The sequence below is a fragment of the Desnuesiella massiliensis genome (assembly GCF_001403615.1).
GTDB lineage: Bacteria > Bacillota > Clostridia > Clostridiales > Clostridiaceae > Desnuesiella > Desnuesiella massiliensis.
Window position 1 is genome coordinate 1,003,480 of sequence record NZ_LN879457.1, and the last position, 23,285, is coordinate 1,026,764.

General features: G+C 30.4%; 20 protein-coding genes. 19 read left to right on the plus strand and 1 reads right to left on the minus strand.

From position 1 onward, the window contains the following. Positions 1–658: 658 nt before the first annotated feature. The 11 genes from yabG to spoIIR all read left to right on the plus strand — a co-directional run bounded on the left by yabG (position 659) and on the right by spoIIR (position 13,682). Positions 659–1,522, plus strand: coding sequence for a sporulation peptidase YabG (gene yabG / locus BN2665_RS22625; RefSeq protein ID WP_055670041.1), 864 nt, complete (start codon positions 659–661; stop codon positions 1,520–1,522). Between the two features lie 403 nt (positions 1,523–1,925). After that, complete coding sequence (locus tag BN2665_RS22630) at positions 1,926–2,162, plus strand: Veg family protein (protein ID WP_055669361.1); 237 nt, start codon at positions 1,926–1,928, stop codon at positions 2,160–2,162. 467 nt (positions 2,163–2,629) lie between these two features. Then, entirely contained in the window at positions 2,630–4,195 is a 1,566-nt protein-coding gene (locus BN2665_RS22635) for a DUF3794 and LysM peptidoglycan-binding domain-containing protein (RefSeq protein WP_055669362.1), read from the plus strand. A gap of 125 nt (positions 4,196–4,320) precedes the next feature. Then, positions 4,321–5,139, plus strand: coding sequence for a cyanophycinase (locus BN2665_RS22640; RefSeq protein ID WP_055669363.1), 819 nt, complete (start codon positions 4,321–4,323; stop codon positions 5,137–5,139). Next, entirely contained in the window at positions 5,139–7,754 is a 2,616-nt protein-coding gene (gene cphA / locus BN2665_RS22645) for a cyanophycin synthetase (RefSeq protein ID WP_055669364.1), read from the plus strand. Before BN2665_RS22640 ends, cphA begins: the two co-directional genes overlap by 1 nt. Positions 7,755–7,877: 123 nt before the next feature. After that, positions 7,878–8,720 carry a 4-(cytidine 5'-diphospho)-2-C-methyl-D-erythritol kinase gene (gene ispE / locus BN2665_RS22650; RefSeq protein ID WP_055669365.1) on the plus strand — a complete coding sequence of 281 codons (843 nt, stop codon included), beginning with the start codon at positions 7,878–7,880 and terminating at the stop codon, positions 8,718–8,720. 162 nt (positions 8,721–8,882) lie between these two features. Further along, positions 8,883–9,074, plus strand: a complete 192-nt coding sequence (locus tag BN2665_RS22655) for a CLC_0170 family protein (protein WP_055669366.1) — start codon at positions 8,883–8,885, stop codon at positions 9,072–9,074. A gap of 18 nt (positions 9,075–9,092) precedes the next feature. Next, a complete protein-coding gene (locus BN2665_RS22660; protein WP_055669367.1) occupies positions 9,093–10,553 on the plus strand; it encodes a spore germination protein in 1,461 nt (486 codons plus the stop codon). A gap of 21 nt (positions 10,554–10,574) precedes the next feature. Further along, a complete protein-coding gene (locus BN2665_RS22665; protein WP_074042389.1) occupies positions 10,575–11,666 on the plus strand; it encodes a GerAB/ArcD/ProY family transporter in 1,092 nt (363 codons plus the stop codon). Between the two features lie 77 nt (positions 11,667–11,743). Continuing rightward, positions 11,744–12,919, plus strand: a complete 1,176-nt coding sequence (locus BN2665_RS22670) for a Ger(x)C family spore germination protein (protein WP_055669369.1) — start codon at positions 11,744–11,746, stop codon at positions 12,917–12,919. Between the two features lie 82 nt (positions 12,920–13,001). Beyond that, complete coding sequence (spoIIR, locus tag BN2665_RS22675; RefSeq protein WP_055669370.1) at positions 13,002–13,682, plus strand: stage II sporulation protein R; 681 nt, start codon at positions 13,002–13,004, stop codon at positions 13,680–13,682. Between the two features lie 7 nt (positions 13,683–13,689). Here the strand turns inward: spoIIR and BN2665_RS22680 are convergent, their stop codons facing one another. Next, on the minus strand, positions 13,690–14,817 hold the full coding sequence (locus tag BN2665_RS22680) for an MGDG synthase family glycosyltransferase (protein WP_055669371.1): 1,128 nt from the start codon (positions 14,815–14,817) through the stop codon (positions 13,690–13,692). A gap of 168 nt (positions 14,818–14,985) precedes the next feature. Between BN2665_RS22680 and ypeB the strand changes: the two genes are divergently transcribed. The 8 genes from ypeB to rho all read left to right on the plus strand — a co-directional run bounded on the left by ypeB (position 14,986) and on the right by rho (position 23,281). After that, positions 14,986–16,353 carry a germination protein YpeB gene (gene ypeB / locus BN2665_RS22685; protein WP_154675044.1) on the plus strand — a complete coding sequence of 456 codons (1,368 nt, stop codon included), beginning with the start codon at positions 14,986–14,988 and terminating at the stop codon, positions 16,351–16,353. A 157-nt stretch (positions 16,354–16,510) separates the two neighbouring features. Next, positions 16,511–17,497 carry a DUF814 domain-containing protein gene (locus BN2665_RS22690; protein ID WP_055669373.1) on the plus strand — a complete coding sequence of 329 codons (987 nt, stop codon included), beginning with the start codon at positions 16,511–16,513 and terminating at the stop codon, positions 17,495–17,497. Between the two features lie 33 nt (positions 17,498–17,530). Continuing rightward, positions 17,531–17,944, plus strand: coding sequence for a YwiB family protein (locus BN2665_RS22695; protein WP_055669374.1), 414 nt, complete (start codon positions 17,531–17,533; stop codon positions 17,942–17,944). A 15-nt stretch (positions 17,945–17,959) separates the two neighbouring features. After that, the gene (locus BN2665_RS22700; protein ID WP_242866004.1) at positions 17,960–18,919 is read left to right on the plus strand and encodes a sigma-54 interaction domain-containing protein; all 960 of its coding nucleotides are present in this window, start codon (positions 17,960–17,962) and stop codon (positions 18,917–18,919) included. A 141-nt stretch (positions 18,920–19,060) separates the two neighbouring features. Beyond that, a complete protein-coding gene (locus BN2665_RS22705; RefSeq protein ID WP_055669375.1) occupies positions 19,061–19,351 on the plus strand; it encodes a hypothetical protein in 291 nt (96 codons plus the stop codon). Positions 19,352–19,507: 156 nt separating this feature from the next. Beyond that, positions 19,508–21,115, plus strand: a complete 1,608-nt coding sequence (locus BN2665_RS22710) for a CTP synthase (RefSeq protein WP_055669376.1) — start codon at positions 19,508–19,510, stop codon at positions 21,113–21,115. Between the two features lie 88 nt (positions 21,116–21,203). Continuing rightward, complete coding sequence (locus tag BN2665_RS22715) at positions 21,204–21,548, plus strand: hypothetical protein (protein WP_055669377.1); 345 nt, start codon at positions 21,204–21,206, stop codon at positions 21,546–21,548. 278 nt (positions 21,549–21,826) lie between these two features. Next, a complete protein-coding gene (rho, locus tag BN2665_RS22720; protein WP_242866005.1) occupies positions 21,827–23,281 on the plus strand; it encodes a transcription termination factor Rho in 1,455 nt (484 codons plus the stop codon). Positions 23,282–23,285: the final 4 nt, after the last annotated feature.

Genomic DNA, 23,285 nt, shown 5'->3' on the forward strand with positions numbered 1-23,285 from the left:
ATAGTATTTCTTGATATCATAAGACTTAAGATATCATTATATATGAATGGGGCTTTTAATTTGAAAAAAAATAATAAATGGATTTTATTGATTATAATATTTTTTATATTTAAAATCTACATAGAGCCCATAAATTTTAAAAAGCATAATTCATCTGCTAAAAGTTATGGGGCCTTTATAAAAAAGGATTTAGGTGATAGAGCTCTTTTTTTGTTATTAAATAAAAACAAGCCAGACTTGGGCTATACGCATAGATTTAGCCCCTTTGTAATTTCCTTATTATCAGTATTTTCATTAGTAATTTTCGCATCTTTTCACATAATGTATTATAAAAGTTTTCAAATAGATTTAAGGGATAAAATCAGAAAGATTTATATTTGGATATATAATGGCGGAAAGTATAAAGGAGAGAACCTCTTTTCCTAGTTTAGGGAAAGGAGGTGAAAGGCGTGAATATACAAGATATAATTGTATTTATATTTATGGCTGGATTTATATTATTAAGCGTTGGCTATTCTATATATAGTAAAAAATTTGAAAAAAAAGATAAACAATAGTTTTCATGAGAGTCCTGCATTTGTATGTAGGACTCTTATTTGTGTCAAAAGATAAAGTTTTTCATATTATGTATTGTAAACTAGAAAAAGGTGAGGTAATTATGGGCATAGGGGATATTGTTGTAAGGAAATCTTATGGTAAGGATATTACTTTTAAGATTATTGATATTAAAGAGGTTGAAAATGAAGTGATATATGTATTAAAGGGTATTAATATAAGAATTATCGCAGATTCTCCTTCTGGAGATTTAGAGGTGGTAAGAGCAGATTTCAGTGGCGAAAAGGACCAAATATTTAACAGACAGGTAAATAATAGGATAAAGAAAATAATAAGCGATAGAAATGAATTTACTAGAATACAAAAGGCACCCAAAATAACCCCTACAAAAGAGCTTATGTTTGGAAGGCCTGGTAAGATTCTTCATGTAGATGGAGATGCAACATATATGGAAAATTGTTTAAAGGTATATAAGCAATTAGGGCTAGATGCCGTAGGGCAGGTGATTCCTGAAAGAGAACAGCCATTAAAGGTCATAGAACTTGTTAAACAGATTAAACCAGATATTGTAGTATTGACGGGCCATGATGGTATAGCTAAAGATGCTAGTAATTACATGGATTTGGAAAACTATAGAAATTCCAAATATTTTGTTGAATCAGTAGCTAGTCTTAGAGATTATAATTCTAGCTATGATGAATTAGTAATTTTTGCAGGAGCTTGCCAATCTTGTTATGAAAAAATTTTGGATGCAGGAGCAAACTTTGCAAGTTCTCCTAATAGAGTGTTAATCCATTGTCTTGATCCTGTATTTGTTTGTGAAAAAATAGCTTATACAAATATAGATAAGGTTGTTCCTATTCACGAAGTCCTAGAAAATACTATCACAGGAATAAAGGGCATAGGAGGGCTACAGACTAGAGGAAAATATAGAGAAGGCTTTCCAAAATCTCCTTTTGTGTCCTAGGGGGAGCGGGGCAGAATAAGGGTGTAGGAGCTTTAAGAGAGTTAATTTAGTAATTTTCTTATGATTTTAGAATTAGATAGGATTTAAATGCAAATAATAGTTTATGCATGACAAGAAAGTGCTAAAGATTCACTATTTTGTCATGCATAAGTTAGGCTTTGCCTTTGTTTTTTCATAATATAACCTTGTTGCATAAAATTGTTTATGTAAAAAGTGAATATATGGACATTATTAAGATAATAATACAAAAGAATAAATAAGCATTATACTATTTATAAAAAAAATATGTTGTTAATAGATTTTTAACATTGACAATAATGCATATAAAATGATAAAATAATAAGTTTATTTGACATATTGCTGTTTTTGTAGTATAATGTACTTGTGGAAAGAGGGTGTTTATATGGAAAAATTAAAAACCTTAGCCTCCATTAAAAAGGATATAGAAAGTCATGTTGGAGAAAGAGTTACCTTAAAAGCTAATGGAGGAAGAAGAAAAGTACTTATAAACAGCGGGGTGATTGAAAAAACATACCCTAGCATATTTGTAATAAGATTAGAAAGCGACACCCAGAGGACAGTGACCTATAGCTATTCCGATGTTTTAACAAAAACAGTTCAAATAGTATTTGCAGTATAAACCCTAATTAAAAGCCCTTAATTAGGGTTTTTAATTTTTTGTATAGGCTTTCTAACTCAACTATAAACTTCATACATGTATCATGATAACTTGAAGATGCCATTTTGGCTATAGTTTATATACAAAAAAAGAAAGATGGTGGGTTTCCATCTTTCAACTATGGTATAAAAGGGTATTGAGAATTTATGAGAGGTTATATGGTCAATAACCATATTCATAATACGTCAAAATTTGATATTTGTCAACATTAATTTCAACATTTTTTTATTTATATTTGTCATGCACTAAGAATTAAATAAATATATATATTGTATCTAAGTATTAAAAAAATAACTGATGGTCTTAGGGTTAGGTATATTTCACTGTTTTTTTGATAGCTAAAGTTTTTTAATAAGCTATTATTTTTATGCATATTTTTGATTCCCATATTATATACATTATAGTAGGTATTTTATGGGAGGGATAACATGACGGATATAGATCTTATAAGAGAAAGTATAGAATACGAACAGCTATTAGGGGAAGGGTCTTCAGACACAGTGCTTAGGGGAGAATATTTAATCCCTGATACGCATCCAGATGTGGTACAAATTTTAATGCTAGATGTAAAACCTGTGATAATTAACAAAGAGATAATGCAAGATAAAGTATATGTAGAAGGTCAAATAGAATATACTATACTTTATTTAGCTAGAGAAGAAGAGAAAATGGCCGTACACAGCGTTAGTTATGCAGACAAGTTCTCTAACTACATCGATATAGTTGGAGCAGAACATAGAATGATGTGCGAAGCCGAGTGCTACATTGAACATATTGAATGTTCCATAATAAACGAAAGAAAAGTTAGTGTTGAGGGTATAGTAAAATTAAAAATAGAAGTGTTTAAAAGCTACCAATATGAAATAGTTAAGGGAATAGACAGCACACTAAATATTCAAATGCTTAAGAAACCTTCTACCATTGATAAAATTGTTGGTATGGAGCAAGCAGAATTATTAGCTAAATCGCATATGCAAATCGGAATGGATAAACCTCAAATAGGTAAGATAATGAAATGCGATGTTAATATTCACAAAAAAGAAGTAAAATTACTAGATAATAAGGCTCAGGTATCTGCCTTTGCAAAAATTCAAGTATTATATAAGGCTTTAGAAAGTAGAGAGGTAGTTTATCTTGAAGATGATGTTTATGTGAATAACGAGATAGAAATAGATAAGGCAACTTCAGATATGACAGCTTTCAGTGATTTTGATTTAGATAGAGTTGAATATAATATTAGACAGGATGATTTAGGTGAAAATAGACTTATTGATATCGAGGCATTAGTTAGAGCTAAAGTTAAGGTTATGAACAAATCTAGTCTAGATATGATTGAAGATGCATATTGTCCTAATTGTCTAATGGAGTTATATAAAAATAAATACGATTTAAATGTGCTTCATGGCCATAATTCTTGTGAAACTATAGTTAAGGATAATCTAGAGCTAGAGGGAGATACACCAGTTCCAACTAATGTGATTATGACTAATGGAAAGGTGATAATCACAGATAAAAAAGTTGTAGAGGATAAAGTTGTAATTGAAGGCATAGTAAAGGTAGATGTTATATATAGGACTAATGATGCAGATAAGTATTTGTTCAAGGTTGATGAGGAATTACCCTTTAGTTGTAGCTTAGATATACCAGGTACTAAAATAGATATGCAATGTATTTCTAAGGCTTACCTAGAGAATATAGAGGCTTCTATAGAAGCAAATACCATAGCAGTTAAGGCAGTGGTAGGGATTTATGTACGAGTAAATTACATGGTTAAAAAAGAATTTTTAACAGGTATAAGCAAGTTAGATGATGAAGTTCCTAAAAAGAAAGCTAGTTTGACTATATATGTAGTGCAGGCTGGAGATACACTATGGAATATTGCTAAAAGATATTTAACTACCATTGAAGAATTAGTGAAAATAAATACTATAGAAAACGCAGATATATTAAAAGTAGGGGATAAGATTTTAATTCCTGGTAGAGCTATAATATAAAGTATTTTTTGCATATAAATTAAAACAGTATGTAAAATGCTAGTGGCATTTTACATACTGTTTTTTTATGAATATTTTTAATTCACTTGGATAGAATAAATAATACTGATAAGGAGTGGTTTCCTATGGAAGAAAAAACAAAAAGTAATTTAATTATTATCGGAGGGGCGGAAGATAAAGAAGGTAATAAGGAAATATTAAAATATGTATGCTCAACTATAGATAAAAGCAGGGATGTCCTTTTGATAGCAACTGTAGCCACAGAACAACCAAAAGAAGCTGGAGAAAAGTATAAAAGACTATTTCATGGATTAGGTGTTGCAGAGGTTAGAATACTTGATGTAAGTCATAGATACCAAGCAGAGGAGATAGAAAATGTAAATTTAGTAAAGGAAGCCTCCTTGATTTTTTTTACTGGAGGAGATCAACTACGTATAACTAGTATATTAGGCGGTACTGCTTTGCATGATGCTTTGAAAAACAAATATGAAGAAGGCTGCACCTTTGTTGGTACATCTGCTGGGGCCTCAGTTATGAGTGATACTATGATTGTCAAAGGTTTAGATGAAGAATCTCCTAAAAAGTGCACTCTAAAAATGGCCCCGGGATTAGGATTACTTAAAGGGGTAATAGTAGATCAGCATTTTGCTCAAAGAGGGCGAATAGGAAGGTTATTAGTAGGTATTGCTGAGAATCCAGGAGTGCTTGGCATTGGAATAGATGAAGATACAGCTATTATAGTAAATGAACAAGGATCCTTTAAAGTTATAGGATCAGGTGCAGTTTATGTTATTGATGGAAGAACAATAACCTATAGCAATGTATCTGAACAATATCAAGAGGAGCTTCTTTGTATGTTTAATATAAAAATGCATGTATTAAAAAATAAGAATATTTTTGACTTAAATAGTAAGGAACCTATGGAGGAGGAAGCAGAAGCATAATGAAAATAATTAATTATAGAGCCTTTGAAGGAAGAAATATTTACTCTCATAGAAAATGTATAAGATTAGATGTAGATCTTGAAGGGTATAGTAACATACCAAGCAACAAAATTAGTTATTTTACTGAAAATTTAGTAAATCTGATTCCAGAATTAAAAAAACACAGATGTGGAATAGATGAAGACCAGGGCTTTGTAAAACGCCTTAAAGAAGGCACATATCTAGCACATATTTGTGAACATATTATAATTGCATTACATAACATGATTAATTTAGATATAAGTTATGGAAAGGCAAGGGAAGTATCGGAGGAAATTTACTATTTAATTTTTGAATATAAATATCAAAAGACAGCTATGGCAATTGCAAGACTAAGTATAGATATTATAAACTCGTTAATAATGAATAGATGTATTAATATAGATAATAGATTAAATGAGATAAAGAAAATGTTGAACAATGAATTAATAGGACCAAGTACTGAAGCTATATGCAATGCAGCTAAGAGAAAAGGAATACCGATTATACACATAAATGAACATGGAATCTTTCAACTAGGATATGGAAAGTATGGAAAATTAATTGAAGCCACCATAGGTGATAATACAAAGGCTATAGCTGTTGATATTGCATGTGACAAGCTGTTAACAAAAAAATTATTATCTTCTCAATGCATTCCTGTAGCTAAAGGGGCCAAAATAAATAATTGTTTAGATTTACTTATTCAATCAGAAGCTATAGGGTATCCGATAGTTTTAAAACCACAGTTTGGAAATCAAGGCAAAGGAGTTTTTTTAGATATAAAAAATGAAAAAGAAGCTTTGCGAATTTATAAAGAATTAAGAAATAATTTTAAAGATATCATGGTTGAAAGATATGTACAGGGCAATGACTATAGAGTTTGTGTTATAGATGGGGAGGTTATTGCAGTGGCCTTAAGAGTTCCTCCTTCAATAACAGGAGATGGTATCAGAAGTGTAAAAGAACTCATAAAAGAGTTTAATGAAGATAGTAGAAGAGGGGAAGGCCATGAAAAACCACTAACTAAAGTGAAATTTAACAATGAATTAATTAACAGTATAAATTCTAAAGGCTATAGTCTAAATTCAATTTTAGAGAAGGATAAAAAACTGATCCTAAGAGAAAATGCAAATTTATCTACAGGCGGAATGGCTATAGATTGTACTGATAATATATGTAAGGAAAATATAGATATATGCAAGAGAGCGGCTAAAATTGTGGGCTTAAATATCTGCGGTATTGATATCTGCTGTGAAGATATAAGCAAGCCAATAAAAGACAGTGGGGTAATAGTAGAAATAAATGCAGCGCCAGGTATAAGAATGCACCATTATCCTTCAAGTGGAAAAGAGCGAGATGTAGCAGGAGCCATAGTAGATATGATGTTTAAAAATTCACCTAAGAATATACCAGTAATCTCTATAACAGGAACCAATGGTAAAACTACCACCACACGCCTTATAGCTCATGTGCTTTCTATGATTGGTTACAATGTGGGTATGACCACTACTGGAGGAATATATATAGATAAGCAATGTATTGATAAGGGTGATACTACAGGATTTGAAAGTGCTTTAACAGTATTACTAAATAAAGAGGTTGATGTAGCTGTTTTAGAAACAGCCCGAGGTGGTATCATTAAAAATGGATTAGGTTATGATTTAGCAGATGTGGGAGTAATCACCAATATTACTGAGGATCATCTTGGCTTAGATGGAATAGAAACTTTAGAAGAATTATCTCATGTAAAATCTTTAATAGTAGAAGCTGTTAAAGCTGAGGGATATTCAGTATTAAATGCAGATGACCCATGTAGTATGTCTATTATTGAACGAGCTAAAGGCAAATTAATATTATTTTCAAAGGACAGAAATAATAAATATCTTCAAGAAAGTTTATCAAATGGAGGCTATGGAGTATATATTTACAACGATTCTATATATGTAGAAAAAGAAAAAAGGATATATCATATAGCTAATATAAGAGAAATTCCAATTACCTTTAATGGTATATTAGAATATAATGTTGAAAACTCCTTAGCTGCTTGTGCGGCATTAGTGGGTTTGGAGGTAGATTATTGTATAATAAGTAAAGGAATAAAGAGCTTTTTATCTAATGAAGATCATAACCCAGGTAGATTTAATTTATATGACTTGGATGGAGTAAAAGTTATATTAGACTACGGGCATAACATAGAAGGATATAAAGCTGTTATATCAGGTGCTAAACGAATGTCCTATAAGAATTTAATAGGAGTAATAGGTGTACCAGGAGATAGATTAGATGAGAATATTATACAATTAGGGCAAATAAGCGGAGAAAATTTTAATAAGTTATATATAAAAGAAGATAAAGATAAAAGAGGAAGAAAAACTGGAGAAGTAGCTAATCTGTTAAAATCAGGAGTTTTAAAATGTGGGAAGGAGGAAGCTTCTGCAGAGATAATATTAGACGAAGTAGAAGCTTTAAGTCAGGCAATAGATAATGCTAGTAAGGAAGATTTGATTATAGTGTTTTTTGAAGACTACGAGCCTTTGCTAAGGCTTATAAAATCCAAAATAGATTCTAAAAATATAAAAGAGGAGTTAGCCTAAGCTTAATCAGCACAGATTTCTTAATTTGTGCTGATTTTTTTTCTTACAATGCCTAAAGTGGATAAATTCATATTGATAATATATATAAATAAGTTATAATTTATTTGGAGAGGTGGGATAAAAGTGCAAATAAAGGCATATGCAAAGATTAATATTGCATTAGATGTAATAGGGAAAAGAGAAGATGGATATCATCTTTTAAAGATGATAATGCAAACCATAGATATTTATGATTTAATTGGCATAGAGAAAGCACCACAAAATATAGTTCTAAGTTGTAATAAAGGTTTTATACCAACAGATAATAGAAACTTAGCCTATAAAGCAGCGGAATTATTTATTAATAAATATAATATAAAACAAGGAGTCTATATAAATATTAAGAAAAACATACCTGTAGCAGCAGGTTTAGCAGGTGGAAGCACTAATGCTGCTGCGGTACTTAAAGGAATGAATCTGATTTTTAATATCAATGCAGAGGAAAGTGAATTAATGGATTTAGCATTATCTATAGGGGCAGATGTACCTTATTGTATACAAGGAGGTACAGCCTTATGCGAAGGTATAGGAGAAAAGATAAAACCTTTGAAACCCTTTAGAAATCATATCTTAGTAATAGTAAAGCCTAACTTTGGTGTATCTACAAAAGAAGTTTATGGATCTCTTGATATAAATAAAATTTTTAAACATCCTGATATAGATTCTTTAATAAAAGCTATGACTAGAGAAGATTTATATTATGTAGCAAATAATATGAAAAATGTATTAGAGAATGTTACCATTAAAAAACATGGTTTATTGAAGGATATAAAAAATGAAATGTTGAAAATGAATGCATTAGGAGCACTAATGAGTGGAAGTGGACCTACAGTTTTTGCTTTTTTCGATGATATGCAAAAGGCTCAAATTTGCTACGACAGAATGAAAATGCAATATAAAGAAGTGTTTATAACGCGAACTATATAAATGTTCATTTATAGGTGTAATTGCTCTTTAGCAGTGGTGGTGTCAATCTGCTGAAGGGCATTTTTTTATTTTTGAATATTTTTTTATATTTAAGAAAACAATAAATTAAACAGCTAATCCTGTTTATATAATGTAAAAATAATTATAAAGAGGGTATTAGTAATGGCCATATTAGAATTTTTTGATAAGTATTTTTTGATAATGATGGTATATGCTTGCTTCGTCTTGAATGCTGTAGACAGTAAATCCTTTAAACAAAAGAATGATGTACTAGGATTTAAACAAGCAAAGATAATATCTAACGCTTTAATAGTCGTTAGCATTATATTGTTTTTAGTTGCAAGATTTATATAGGACATCGAGGTGAAAAAAATGAAAGAGGCAATTGAAGAAAAAATATATCCTAATATTGAGGATAATATAGCTTACATTAAAGAGATATTAAAGGATAATTTGGATATTGTATATAGAGAATTCTATATACATGAGTGGAAGGCAGCACTAATTTACATTGATGGCATGGCTGATAAAATATTACTTGATGATTATGTGCTTGAAACTTTAATGATAAATAGTGAGAAAGTAAACAATATAAATAATATTAAAGAAAGGCTGTTGACTGTATCAGATCTAAAAGAATTAAATTCATTGAAAGCATCAATTAATGCTATGCTTTCAGGAGAAACCATGCTTCTTATAGAGGAATTAGAGGTATGTTACGTAATAGCTACTAGATTATGGCCTAATAGGGGGATAAGTGAGCCTTCGGCAGAAACTGTAGTAAGAGGGTCAAGAGAAGGTTTTTCTGAAACTTTAAGATTTAATACAGTTCTTGTGAGGAGAAGAATAAGAGATACCAGATTGAGGGTAAAACCTCAAAGCGTAGGAGTAAGATCTAAGACGGATGTAGCTCTAATGTACATAGAAGATATAGTAAATAAAAGTGCTCTAAATGAATTGGAGAAGCGAATGGATAGTATCAATGTAGATGCTATATTAGATAGCGGGTATATAGAACAGCTGATTGAAGATAATAAATGGAGTTTATTTCCTCAGATTCAATCTACCGAAAGGCCTGATGTAGTAGCTGCTGCCTTGTATGAAGGAAAAATTACGATTTTGGTAGATAATTCTCCTGTAGCATTGATTGTTCCTACTACCCTTCCAGCATTATTTCAATCTCCTGATGATTACTATCAAAGATGGATGTATTCTTCCTTTGTCAGATTGATAAGGTTGATTTCTATAGTCTTTTCACTGATTATGCCCTCTTTCTATGTAGCTATAACTTCTTTTCATACTTCAATTATTCCGACTAGATTAGCGTATTCTATCGCTGCTTCTAGGGAAGGGGTTCCTTTTCCTGCTTTTATAGAAGCGCTTATAATGGAACTCAGTTTAGCATTGCTCATGGAGTCTATTGTAAGATTGCCTAGACCTATCGGGGCGACTATTGGAATTGTAGGTGGATTAATCATAGGTCAGGCAGCAGTCAGTGCTGGAATAGTAAGTCCAATAATGATAATAATTGTTTCTGTTACCGCTATAAGCAGTTTTATTACTTCAAATTACGAGATAACCTTTGCTTTTCGCATTATAAGATTAATTTTAATAATAGCTGCCTCTATTATAGGATTATATGGCATAGCTTTAGGATTAATAGTTGTGTTAATACATTTAATTAAGCTAAAGAGCTTTGGAATACCATATCTTTCGCCAGTGGTTAATATAGAAAAAGCTGATCTAAAGGATTTGTTTGTAAAATATCCTATCCAATATTTAAAAAGGAGACCTAAGTTCATGAATACTGGAGATAAAATAAGACAAAAGTAATTAAAAAATGGGGAGATGCCGATGAATTCTAAGGAAAATATAAAAGTTTATGGGTTGTTTTCTAGCTTGGTGGTTACAACGGTGGGAGTAGGTATATTTTCCTATCCGCGACAATTAGCTACAGCAGTAGGAAATGAAGGGTGGCTCGTAACTATAGTAGCTGGATTGATTTCCATGCTTTTAGTTTATTTAGTATATAAGATTAGTTATTATAATGATTTTCAGGATTTCAATGTAATTATTTTTAACTGCTTTGGAAAAATTTTAGGTTTTTTTATTTTATTAATCTTTTCATTCTACATGATTTTTCTTGTATCACTGCAAATGAGAACCTTTGTGGAAGTTATTAAAATGTACTTGTTAGAAAAGACCCCTACAGAGTTTCTTATAATAATTACCATTCTAGTAGGTATCCATGTGGTAAGAGGTGGACAGCGATCTATAATAAAATTTAATGAAATAGCATTCTGGGTCATGTTTCTGCCAATGGTATTAATGCTTTTAGCTCTTTTACCTATTTCTGATTTCACTAATATGCTTCCTGTGTTTCAACAGCCTATAGGTAATTATGCTAAGGGGTTATTTTCATCCTTAGTGTCTTTTGTAGGTTTTGAAATTTTATTCTTTATAATGCCTATTTTTGGAGAGAAGAAAAAAATTTATAAAACCTCTATAAAGGCCGTGACCTTTATAACGATTTTTTATGTTTTAATAGTAATTTTTTCCTTAGCTGTTTTTGGAGAGAATCAGTCAAAAATCGTTTTATGGCCTACCGTTACCATGGTTACAGCTATAAACCTTCCTGGTACTTTTGTGGAGCGCTGGGAAGGCGTAGTGATGACACTGTGGATATTATTTTACTTAACAACCTTTATAAACTACTATTACTTTTCTAGCCATATTTTAACCAAGATTACAAGGATAAGGAGTATCAACATATCCTCTATATTAATAATACCTTTAATATACGTTATAACCTTATATCCTAATAATATTAATGAGTTATACGAAATAGGGAATAAATACTTAAATCCCTTAATAGTATTTTGCGTCCTAATTCTACCTATACTTTTATTTATAATTAGTGCAGTTAAGGCGTCTTCAAAAAAATAACTAGTAAGTCTACCCGTCTATTTTCGGTAGTTACTTTTCTAAGATGTCTAAATTTAATAGAAAGGGTAGGAATGTATATGAAAAAATTTAAATTATATTTAATTCTTATAATTACGATGCTATTTAATGGTTGCTGGGATAAAGTAGAGATAGATAGAAAAGTGTTTGTTTCAACTATAGGAATTGATGTAGGTAAGGATATAGATAAGGAAAGAGAGTTAAAGAATATAAAGGAGAATGAAATATTTGCTGAACAAAGCGTAAAAAAGCTAAATGTAACTTATGCTTTTCCTGATATAAGCGATTTTTCTCCAGGTAAAGGGAGGCTTCAGGGAGATAATACATTTTCAGCACAAACCTATTCCATGGAAGGGGCTATGTCTGAAATAACAGCTAAAAGTAGTAGAAATGTTTATTTAGAACATACGAGACTTTTAATGTTAAGTAGAGATTTGATACAATACCCAGATACCTTAAAAGAAGTAGTGGATTATGTGCAAAGACATCCCAAGTTAAGTAGAAGAATGTACGTTATAACAACGGAAGGACCACCAGAACAATTTATAAAAATAAAGCCGGAAATAGATAAACATATTGAGGCGTATGTAGCTGGGCTTATGGAAAATAGTAATAGAAATTCTAGTATACTTCCTGTGACTTTAAATGAATTTTTGAAATTACTATCGGAAAATGGTAACGCATTGATACCATCACTAAGGCTAGATAGAACTAAAAAAGAAATTATTTTGACCGGAGTAGCAGTTATAAAAGATTATGAATTAAAGGGATATATCAATTCAGCAGAAACAGGAGACTTAGAGATTCTAAGAGGAAATTTAAAAGGAGGGACTAAAGTAATCGTTGAGGAAGGTCACCCTATAGATTATGAAATTGACGGTATAAATAGAAAAATTAAAGTAGATAAGCAAGGGGATAAATTGAATTTTACCATAAGTGTAGAATTAGAGGGAAAGCTTAGGGGAGCTTCTGTTGATATGATAGTATTTGGAGGAGAAGAACTCACAAAATTAGAAAAAAAATTTGATAAAAGTATAGCTTTAGAATGTGAAAAGTTAATTCAATATACTCAAAAGGAACTTAAAGTAGATCCCATAGGATTAAGGGAATATATTAAAAAGTTCCACCCCGCTATTTGGAAAGAGGTTAAGGATAGGTGGGAGGCTAGTTATGCCGATGCTAATATAAAGGTTGATATTAAAACCAGTATAAGAAGAATTGGTGTTGCAAATTAAGAGTGTTTCGAAAAATCATCCCTTATATTGAATAAAAAAGGAATTTTATGGAAATAATTACCTAATGAGAGGGGATGAAATTATGAGATTTAAAAAGATATTATGGATCGTAATAATAATTGCAATAATGGGTTTACTATGGGAAAAAATAAACCCGAAGGAAAATGTTGCAGCTATTGAACAAAAGAAAATAAGCGATAAGTTAATAAGATTTCATGTTATAGCCAATAGTGATTCAAAGCAGGATCAACAACTTAAACTAATGGTTAGAGATAAGGTTTTAGAATATATTTATCCAAGATTAAAAAACTCCAAAAGTATTGAGGAATCGAGAAAAATATTATTAGATAATGATAAAAAAATAAGAGAAATATGTGAAAGTACCATTAGAAATAATAAATATAATTATGCTGTTACCACAGCTTTATCTAAGGAAAACTTTCCTGTAAAAACTTATGGTAATATAACTCTACCTCAAGGGAAATATGAGGCTTATAGAATAATAATAGGTGGAGGAGAAGGACAAAATTGGTGGTGTGTAATGTTTCCACCTCTATGTTTTATCGATATTACAAAAGAAGAAACTTCATATAAGGAAACAGAGAATGAGATGAAAAAGACACTTAATGAAAAGCAATACAAATCCATAGATAATAGAAATAAGTCACCAAAAGAAGTCAAGTTTAGATTTAAAATAGTTGATGCTTTAAAAGAGATGATAAATAATATGAGCAATAAGAGCAAAAGTGAAAAAGCTAGCTAAAGAATAGCTAGCTTTTTAAATTTCCATAAACCATAGAGAACATAAGCTTTACGATATTACTTCCACAACTTGATTTATCAAATTTATAACAATTATCCTTCATTTCTTTTAGTTTGTTTGAAGATCCTAGTAAATCTTCAATGATGTTTTTACATTCCTTACCGTTACCTAGGCTTACTGCTAGATTATTTCTTAATAGAAAGTCAGCATTTTTTTCTTCTTGACCTGGAATGGCAGAAAAAATAGCTAAAGGGATCTTACAGATTAAAGCTTCAGACACTGTAAGACCTCCAGGTTTAGTTACTAATAAATCGCAAGCTTGCATATATTTATTTACTTCATTAGTATAACCAATGATTCTTGTTTCTTTAGAACTATTTTTTACTTCATTTAGAAGGGTAGAAAATAGCTTCTTATTATTGCCTGTAATGGTGATTATCTGAAAAGGAAGATCTATTTTTGAGATTTCTCTATAAACTTCAAGCAAATTCCCCATGCCAAGACTTCCACCCATTAACAGCAAAGTATTTTTTTCTGTATTAAGATTTAATGCTTTTAAAGTTTGGCATCTATCGTGTTCTATTAAAAAATCTGGATGAACAGGGATGCCTAATGGATAAATAGTATTAGGATTTACACCTCTAAGCTCCATTTCTGATACCATATCTTCGTTTGAAACAACATAAGCATCTATAGCTGGATGAATCCAGAAGCTATGAGGAGCATAGTCAGTAAGTATAGATATTACTTTTTTTAATATCCTACCTTTAGTTTTTAATATTGATAGCATCTCAGTAGAAAAAGGATGAGTTGATACAATTAGATCTGGATTAAAGCTATCAATAAGAGGTAATAGTTTATAAGCTAGCATCTCATTTACCTTATTAGTAACATTAGCTAAAGCATCATCATTTTCAGCATAGTTATATAAAGCTCCAAATATGGAGGGATATATCTTTAAACTTTTTAAATAGCTTCCTATGATAACTTTATCTAGTATAGGATTTATGTATCTTATGGTGTCAACAATTTTTACTACTGAAGTTGGCGAATTAATTAGAGTATGGGCTTTAACTGCTTCAGCAGCGTTCATGTGACCTCCTCCAGCAGATACTGACAAAATTAGCAATCGCATTAATTTCACACCTTTAGTTAGTTATTTAATATGAGTACATTGATATTATAATACATTATGAATAACATACGCAATAAATACAAATACTACCACAAGAGATAAAGAAATTCTTATATCTATTATACAAGATTTTGTTAGATTTAGAAGGAGGTAGATTGGTTTATGAAAATAAGTATAGCAAAAAAAAGAATAATTTATACACTTGCAGTTACTTTGGTAGTAGTATTTTCTACAACCTTTGCTATATTAATGACATTAGAAAGAACTGATTATAGGAATTATCTTCAAGGTGAATATAGTAAGAACATGTATGAATTAATAAATTCAGTCCAGAATATTGAAGATGATTTATCAAAAGTTGCGGTGGCTGGAACAAAGGATCAAAATATAGCAATCTTTGAGGAGATATTTAGATATGCAAGCAATGCTAGTGATAAGTTACATTCCCTTCCCATACCTATAGAAACCCAAAGTGAGACTAGTAGATTTTTAGGTCAGGTAGGAGATTTCTGTCATGCTTTAATAAGATCTTCTATGGAAGGTAAGGAACTTAGTGATGAGCAATATGCTTTAATAGATAGCCTAAATAGTCAATCCTATAATTTAACTCAAAGTCTAGGAAATATACTTCAGCAAATTAATGAGGGTAGAGTTCAGTGGGGAGAGATAAGAAAAAAGGTTTCCGGAGTTCTTGCAAAGACTGATGAAACATTAGTTTCCGAGAAGTTTAAAGGCATTCAAAAGCAAATAACTCAATATCCTGCATTAATATATGATGGGCCTTTTTCTGACAATGTATTAGAAATTAGCCCAAGAGTAAACGATGAAAAGGAAGTTCCAAAAGAACAAATAATAGATTTTTTGAAGAAGGTTTTTGGAGAAGATAGGGTAGAAAAAATTGAAGAGAAAAAAAGTGAAGGAAGCACTAGAATAGAAGCCTATGGCTTTAATATACTATTAAAAGGCAGAAAAAAAGAAGAAAATATAGTGTGTGATGTTAGCAAAAAAGGTGGAAAGATCATATACTTGTTAGATAATAAATCTATGAATAAGCCAACTATAGATGAAGAAAAGGCAAAAGACATAGGAACAAATTTTTTGAAAAATATAGGTTATAAAAGTATGACACCTACATATGCACTTAAGTATGAAGATACCATGGTTATAAGCTACGTATACAACATTGAAGATATAGCAGTTTATACCGATCAAGTAAAGCTTAAAATAGCTTTAGATGATGGTAGTATAATAGGTATGGAGGCAGAAAAATATCTAGTTTCTCATATTGAAAATAGAAACTTACCGCAAATAAAAGTATCGGCAGAAGAGGGAAGAAAAAAAATAGGAAAGAATGTTAAAATAAATAACATAAGACTTGCAATAATTCCTACAGAGCTTAACGCTGAAGTTTTATGCTATGAATATACTGCAACCCATAAAGATGATGTATTTAAAGTCTATATTAATGTTGTAAACGGAGAACCTCAGCGAATAATGAAGATTATAAATACGCCTAATGGACAATTAACTATGTAGGTTCTTATAAAATATTATTAGGAAATATATTGATAAATGTATATAAAATTAATAAACTATATTCTATAATAAAGGTAATAAATGTGGAGTTGTAATAAGCTCTTTTAATAGGAGCTTATTATAGCTTCTTCACAAATTTTATTATAGGAGTGAACTTATGAGTAAAGCTTTAGCGATGATATCAGGAGGACTTGATAGTATATTAGCTGCTAAATTAATTAAAGAACAAGGAATTGAAGTAATAGGAATCTGTTTTCAGTCCTATTTTTTTAAGGCTAATAATGCAATAAGAATGTGTGAGCAAATCCAAATTCCACTAAAAGTAGTTGATTTTTCTAAGCATCACTTTGATATGGTACAAAACCCGAAATATGGATATGGGAAAAATATGAATCCTTGCATCGATTGTCACTCAATGATGATGAACTATTGTGGTGATCTTCTAAGCCAATATAAAGCAGACTTTATAATAACCGGAGAAGTATTAAATCAAAGACCCATGTCACAAAATAAGCGCTCCTTAGAGATTGTAAAGAATCAATCTGGATTTAGTAATAAAATATTGCGACCCTTGTGTGCTAAGAATTTAGAGCCTACTGAAATGGAGTTAAATGGGTTAGTTAATAGGGATAAATTATTAGACATTTCAGGAAGAAGCAGGCAAAGACAAATGGAATTGGCTAAACAGTGGAATATAATAGATTATCCTTCACCAGCAGGTGGCTGCAAGCTTACAGAGCCTAATTTTTCAGCTAGACTAAAAGACTTAATACAAAATGAAAAAGAAATAGATGAAAGTAATATAGAAATTTTAAACTATGGAAGACATTTTAGAGTTTTTCCAGGAACAAAAGTCATTGTTGGTAGAACTGCTGATGAGAGTAAAAAATTAAGAAAATATATGAAAAATAATGATTTTGAGATTTTTCCTAGAAACTTTTCTGGTGCATTAGTAATTTTAAGAGGAGTTATAAATGAGGATACCATTAAAATTGCAGCATCTTTATCTGCCAGGTATTGCAGAGGTAATAAAGAAGAGGAGTTAGAAATTAAATATAAAAAATATAGCACTTCTAAGTATAGTTTTACCACAGTAGCACCTATATCATTAGAAGAAATAAATAAATATTCAATAAATAAATAATAGGTTAAATTTATAGAAATGGAGAGGATTTTTATGGATAAAAAAGCACTAATATCTATATCCAGTGCTCAAAAAGAAAGCAAGGAAGATAAAATAGAAGTAGTAACACCAGGTAAGTTTTATAAAGAAGAGGATACTTATTATGCAGTATATGATGAAACAGAAATATCAGGTATGGAAGGTACAACCACAACATTGCAGATATGGCCAAATAAATTATCCTTAGTCAGAATCGGTACTACTAGTGCTAAAATGGAATTTGAAAAGAATAGTCCATGCACTACACTGTACAATACTCCTTACGGCATGTTGGAAATAAAAATTGAAACTAATGACTTAAAAGTAGAAGTAGGGGATGGTGGGGGAGAAATATCAGTGAATTATAATATGAGTATAGCTGGACAAAAACCTCAAAATACCGAGCTGCAGATAAAAATCAAATCTTAATGCTGGTAAAGATGTATGTATGAAAATATGTTCTCTAAATCTAAGCAGGACTTTAATAGTATTATTACTAATGATGTTACTATGAAAGAGTTGATAAATAAAGCGAAAAAAGTTAGTTTGGGAAACTCTCCTATTCTTATTTATGGAGAAACTGGTGTAGGTAAGGAAATTTTTGTACAGGCTATACATAATAATTCATTAAGGAAGGATAAAAAAATTCTAGCTTTAAATTGTGCAGCCATACCGACAAATTTAATGGAAGCCATGCTTTTTGGAATTGAAAAAGGAAGCTTTACAGGTGCCTTAAATAGAGTTGGTTTATTAGAAAGTGTAAGTGAGGGGACTTTATACCTAGATGAACTTAATTCCATGCCTATTGAATTACAAGGTAAACTTTTAAGAGTAATTGAAGAAAATACTATAAAAAGGGTTGGGAATACTAATACTATAGATATGAATATAAGATTTATATGTTCTTTTAATGAGGACCCTGAGGGGTGTATAAGTAGAGGTACAATTAGAAAGGACTTATACTATAGACTTAATGTGATTAGATTAAATATACCACCCTTAAGAGAACGAAAAGAAGATATATATATACTCATAGATTATTTTATAAAAAAATATAATAATAAATTTAAGGGTAATATAAAAGGAGTAACAAAAGAAGTCATGCATCAGTTTTTAAAATATGACTGGCCAGGAAATGTTAGAGAATTAGAAAACTCTTTAGAAGCACTGTTTAATTATAAATCACAAGGATTTTTTGAATTAGAAGATTTAAAAAACATAGACAGCTGTATTCTATGCATGAAAAGAAAATCTTTAAAAGAAAGAGTAGAAGAGGTAGAAAAAGAATATATTAAGGAAGCGCTTATTATTGGAGGGTTTAATATAACAAAAGCAGCGGAAATACTTGATATGCCTAGACAAACCTTACAGTATAAGATTAAGAAATACAAATTAGATGAGTAAAACATATTAGTTCAATTTTCGGAATTTAATTAAAATAAGATTTTAAGAAAAAGCGACGAAGGTCGCTTTTTTCAATTTAAAAGTTTAAATTTTAAAAAATTAGACCATAATTATAAAAAGATTATAAAAGAGAGGGATTATATGAGCAAAAAAGATGAATACTATAAGATAATAGATTTTCTATGTGAGTACAACAATATATCAGAAGAAAAATTATATACTTTATTAAAAAAGCAAGAGTTAAGGTATCTATTATTCCTTTTATTAAAAAAACATAAATGTACAGATAAAAATATTCTAGTAAATTTATTTGGTAATGATTCAGAAAGAGTTAATTTGAATTTTAGAAAGGCAGAAGAAAAATTTTTAGTAAATAGAGATTTTAGGGAAAAATATTTTGAAATAGAAGAAGAGATAAAAAAAATAATATAAAAAATCAAAAAATAGTAGAATAAATGAAAAAGATATGATAATATATTATTTATGTTTTTGAACACAAATAACCCATTGTATTCAATAGGGTAATTTCTATTGTAATACTAATTTGTCTAAAAGTCAATATATTTTTTTGAAAAATGGAGGGTTTACATGAATACGAAATATGTTTTTGTCACAGGCGGAGTAGTATCATCGCTAGGAAAAGGAATAACAGCTGCATCTTTAGGAAGATTATTAAAAAATAGAGGGCTAAAGGTATCTATTCAAAAATTTGATCCCTATTTAAATGTAGATCCAGGAACTATGAGTCCATATCAGCATGGAGAAGTATTCGTAACGGATGATGGAGCAGAGACGGATTTGGACTTAGGACATTATGAAAGATTTATTGATGAAAACCTAAGTAAAAATAGTAATGTAACTACTGGCAAGGTATATTGGTCAGTAATCTCTAAGGAAAGAAAAGGGGAATACCTAGGAGGAACAGTTCAGGTAATACCACATATAACAAATGAAATAAAAAATAGGGTATATAGAGTAGCAAAAGAGAAAGAAATAGATGTAGTAATAACAGAGATAGGTGGCACCGTTGGAGATATTGAATCCTTGCCTTTTCTTGAGGCTATAAGGCAAATTAAGTATGAGGTTGGAAGAGAGAATGTTTGTTTTATTCATGTAACATTGGTGCCGTACTTAGGAAAAGCGGGAGAGCTAAAAACAAAGCCCACTCAACATTCTGTTAAAGAACTGAGGAGTATCGGTATACAGCCGGATATTATAGTGTGCAGATCAGAAAAGCCTCTCTCAGAAGATCTAAAGAATAAGATAGGATTATTCTGTAATTTAGAAGGTAAATCAGTTATTCAAAATTTAGATGCGGAAAATTTATATGAAGTTCCTCTTTTATTACATGAAGAAGGATTAGATAACCTAGTATGTGAAAAGTTAAATTTAGGGTGCAGAGACATTGATAATAGTGCTTGGATATCAATGGTAGATAAGTTAAAGAATCTATCAAAAGAAGTAAACATAGCTTTAGTTGGTAAATATGTAGAATTGCATGATGCATATATTTCAGTGGTAGAAGCATTAAATCACGGTGGATTAGATAATGGAGTTAATGTTAATATAAAATGGATCAATTCTGTGGATGTAACTAAGGAAAATGTGGAGGAATTACTAAAAGCTGTCGATGGTATTTTAGTACCAGGGGGCTTTGGGGATAGAGGTATTGAAGGTAAAATTGAAGCTATAAGATGGGCTAGAGAAAACAAAGTTCCTTTTTTAGGCATATGCTTAGGAATGCAGTGCGCTGTTATTGAATTTGCTAGGAATGTTTTAGGATATGAGGGTGCTAATAGCTCGGAGATTGATGTTGAAACTACATACCCAGTAATTGATTTAATGCCTGAACAAAAGGATATTGACGAAATGGGTGGAACTATGAGATTAGGCATTTACCCTTGCAAATTAGATAATGCGAGTTTTTCTTATAAAGCTTATGGAGCGGAATTGATTTATGAAAGACATAGGCATAGGTATGAATTTAATAATGAGTATAGAAAAAACATTACTGACAATGGAATGAAATTAACAGGAACAAGCCCTGATGGAAGATTAGTAGAGATTGTTGAAGTGGCAGATCATCCTTGGTTTGTAGCAGTTCAATTTCATCCAGAACTCAAGTCTAGACCTAATAGACCGCATCCTCTTTTTAGAGAGTTTATAAGAGCATCTTTGTCGAATAAAAATAATTAGTTTTACAGCCCAGTTAAATTTTTCGGAAGGAATTTAATAAAATTTATAGAATTTAATAAATATAAATTTTATTAACGGAGGTGGTTTCATGATACTAAGCTTTGATATTGCAATAGCTATTAAAAATGACTATGGAAGCTATAACATTATAGAAAGCTCATTGTTTCAATTGGATAGTTTATTCATGAATAGCACCATTGTAACTTTTAAAAAACAAAAAAATAGAGATATACTGCTAAAGTTAATATGTCCTTTATGTGGAGAAAGACATAGTTATGTATGTAATTTTCAAGAAATGATTAATCGTAATATTATTATTTTAGGTTGCAAAAAACTAGGTACCCCAGTAATTTATTTAGGCAGAACTGAAATAATTTGTGATAGAATACAAAAGTATCATAGAATTCATAGTGGTGTTTGCGCTATTTTGTAAAACGCAATTAACAGAAAGCTTGCAATTGAAAATTTTGCAAGCTTTTTACTACAATGCAATATTTTTTTCTTGACGTATTAAGTTATAAGTATATAATTTTATATGTATTCAAGTAAAAATTCTATTTATGTATTTGTAAGAATAATTAATCTTTTATTGGTTCATAATGAAAATAGGAATTCATTTCATATTTCATTCTTATTCTAACCTTTTTTATTTTCCTTTTTACTTTAGAATGTATAGTTAGGTAAACTTATAAATTATGGAGGTGTGATTTTTTGGCCGGAATTAATTATGATGAGATGACTCTAAATGAGTTAAAACAGATGGCTAAGGATTTGAATTTAAAAAATATATCTAAATATAAAAAAAGTGAGCTTATTGAAGAAATTAAAAAGCTTTCACCTAATGTGGTGGAAAAAGATGGCTTAATTCTCAGGGAGAAGATTGCTCCTAAAGAAAATAAAAATGAACCTATAATACACGAAAATCCAGTAATTAATGAACCTGTATTAAAAGAACCTGAAAAAATAAAAGTTGAAGAAGATAAAAATACAGAAGAAAATAAAAAAGAAAATTTAAAAAATATGATTAACGATTCTGATTCTGCTAAAGGTGTTATAGAAATAAATGAAAATAATAATTTCGGATTTTTGAGGGGGAGGAACTATTTAACAAGTCCTGATGATATTTATGTGTCTCCTTCTCAGATTAGAAGATTTAATTTAAGAACTGGAGATGAGGTTGAAGGTAAGGTTAGACAACCTAAAGAGGGAGAAAAGTTTAAAGCTCTTCTATATGTGCAAAAGGTTAATGGAGAAAACCCAGAAAAGGCTGTAGGTAGAAAATCCTTTGAAAAGCTTACACCTATATATCCACAGGAGAGATTAAGATTAGAGACGCTAAGAGAAGATGATCTTTCTTCAAGGCTTATGGACATAATATGTCCTATTGGAAAAGGACAAAGAGGGATAATTGTAGCACCTCCAAAGGCTGGTAAAACTACAATTCTTAAGAAAATAGCTCAAAACATATCTTTTAATTATCCTGAAATAAAATTAATTGTAGTACTGATTGATGAGAGACCGGAAGAAGTTACAGATATGCAGAGGTCTATAAATGGAGAAGTTATTTATTCAACCTTCGATGAAGAACCAGACCATCATACAAAAGTAGCTCAAATGGTTTTAGAGAGAGCCAAAAGAATGGTAGAACAAGGTCAAGACGTAGTAATACTTCTAGACAGCTTAACTAGGTTGGCAAGAGCTTACAATTTAATCATAACACCCACAGGGAGAACCCTATCCGGTGGTTTAGATCCGGGAGCATTAATAATGCCAAAAAAATTCTTTGGAGCAGCTAGAAATATTGAAGAAGGCGGAAGTCTTACTATATTGGCTACGGCTCTTATAGAAACCGGAAGTAGAATGGATGATATGATTTTTGAAGAATTTAAAGGTACAGGTAATATGGAGGTTCACTTAGATAGGAAACTTCAAGAAAGAAGAATATTCCCAGCTATTGATATTTATAAATCAGGTACAAGAAAAGAAGACTTGCTATTAAAGGATGATGAAAAAGAAGTTGCATATAATATAAGAAGAGTAATGTATAGAGATGGAAACGTAGATACTATTACTGAAAACTTAATTAATTTCCTATCTAAAACTAAGAGTAATAAGGAATTTATAGATATGTACAAAAAGGTAGATATTTTATCTAAAGAGAAATAGCATC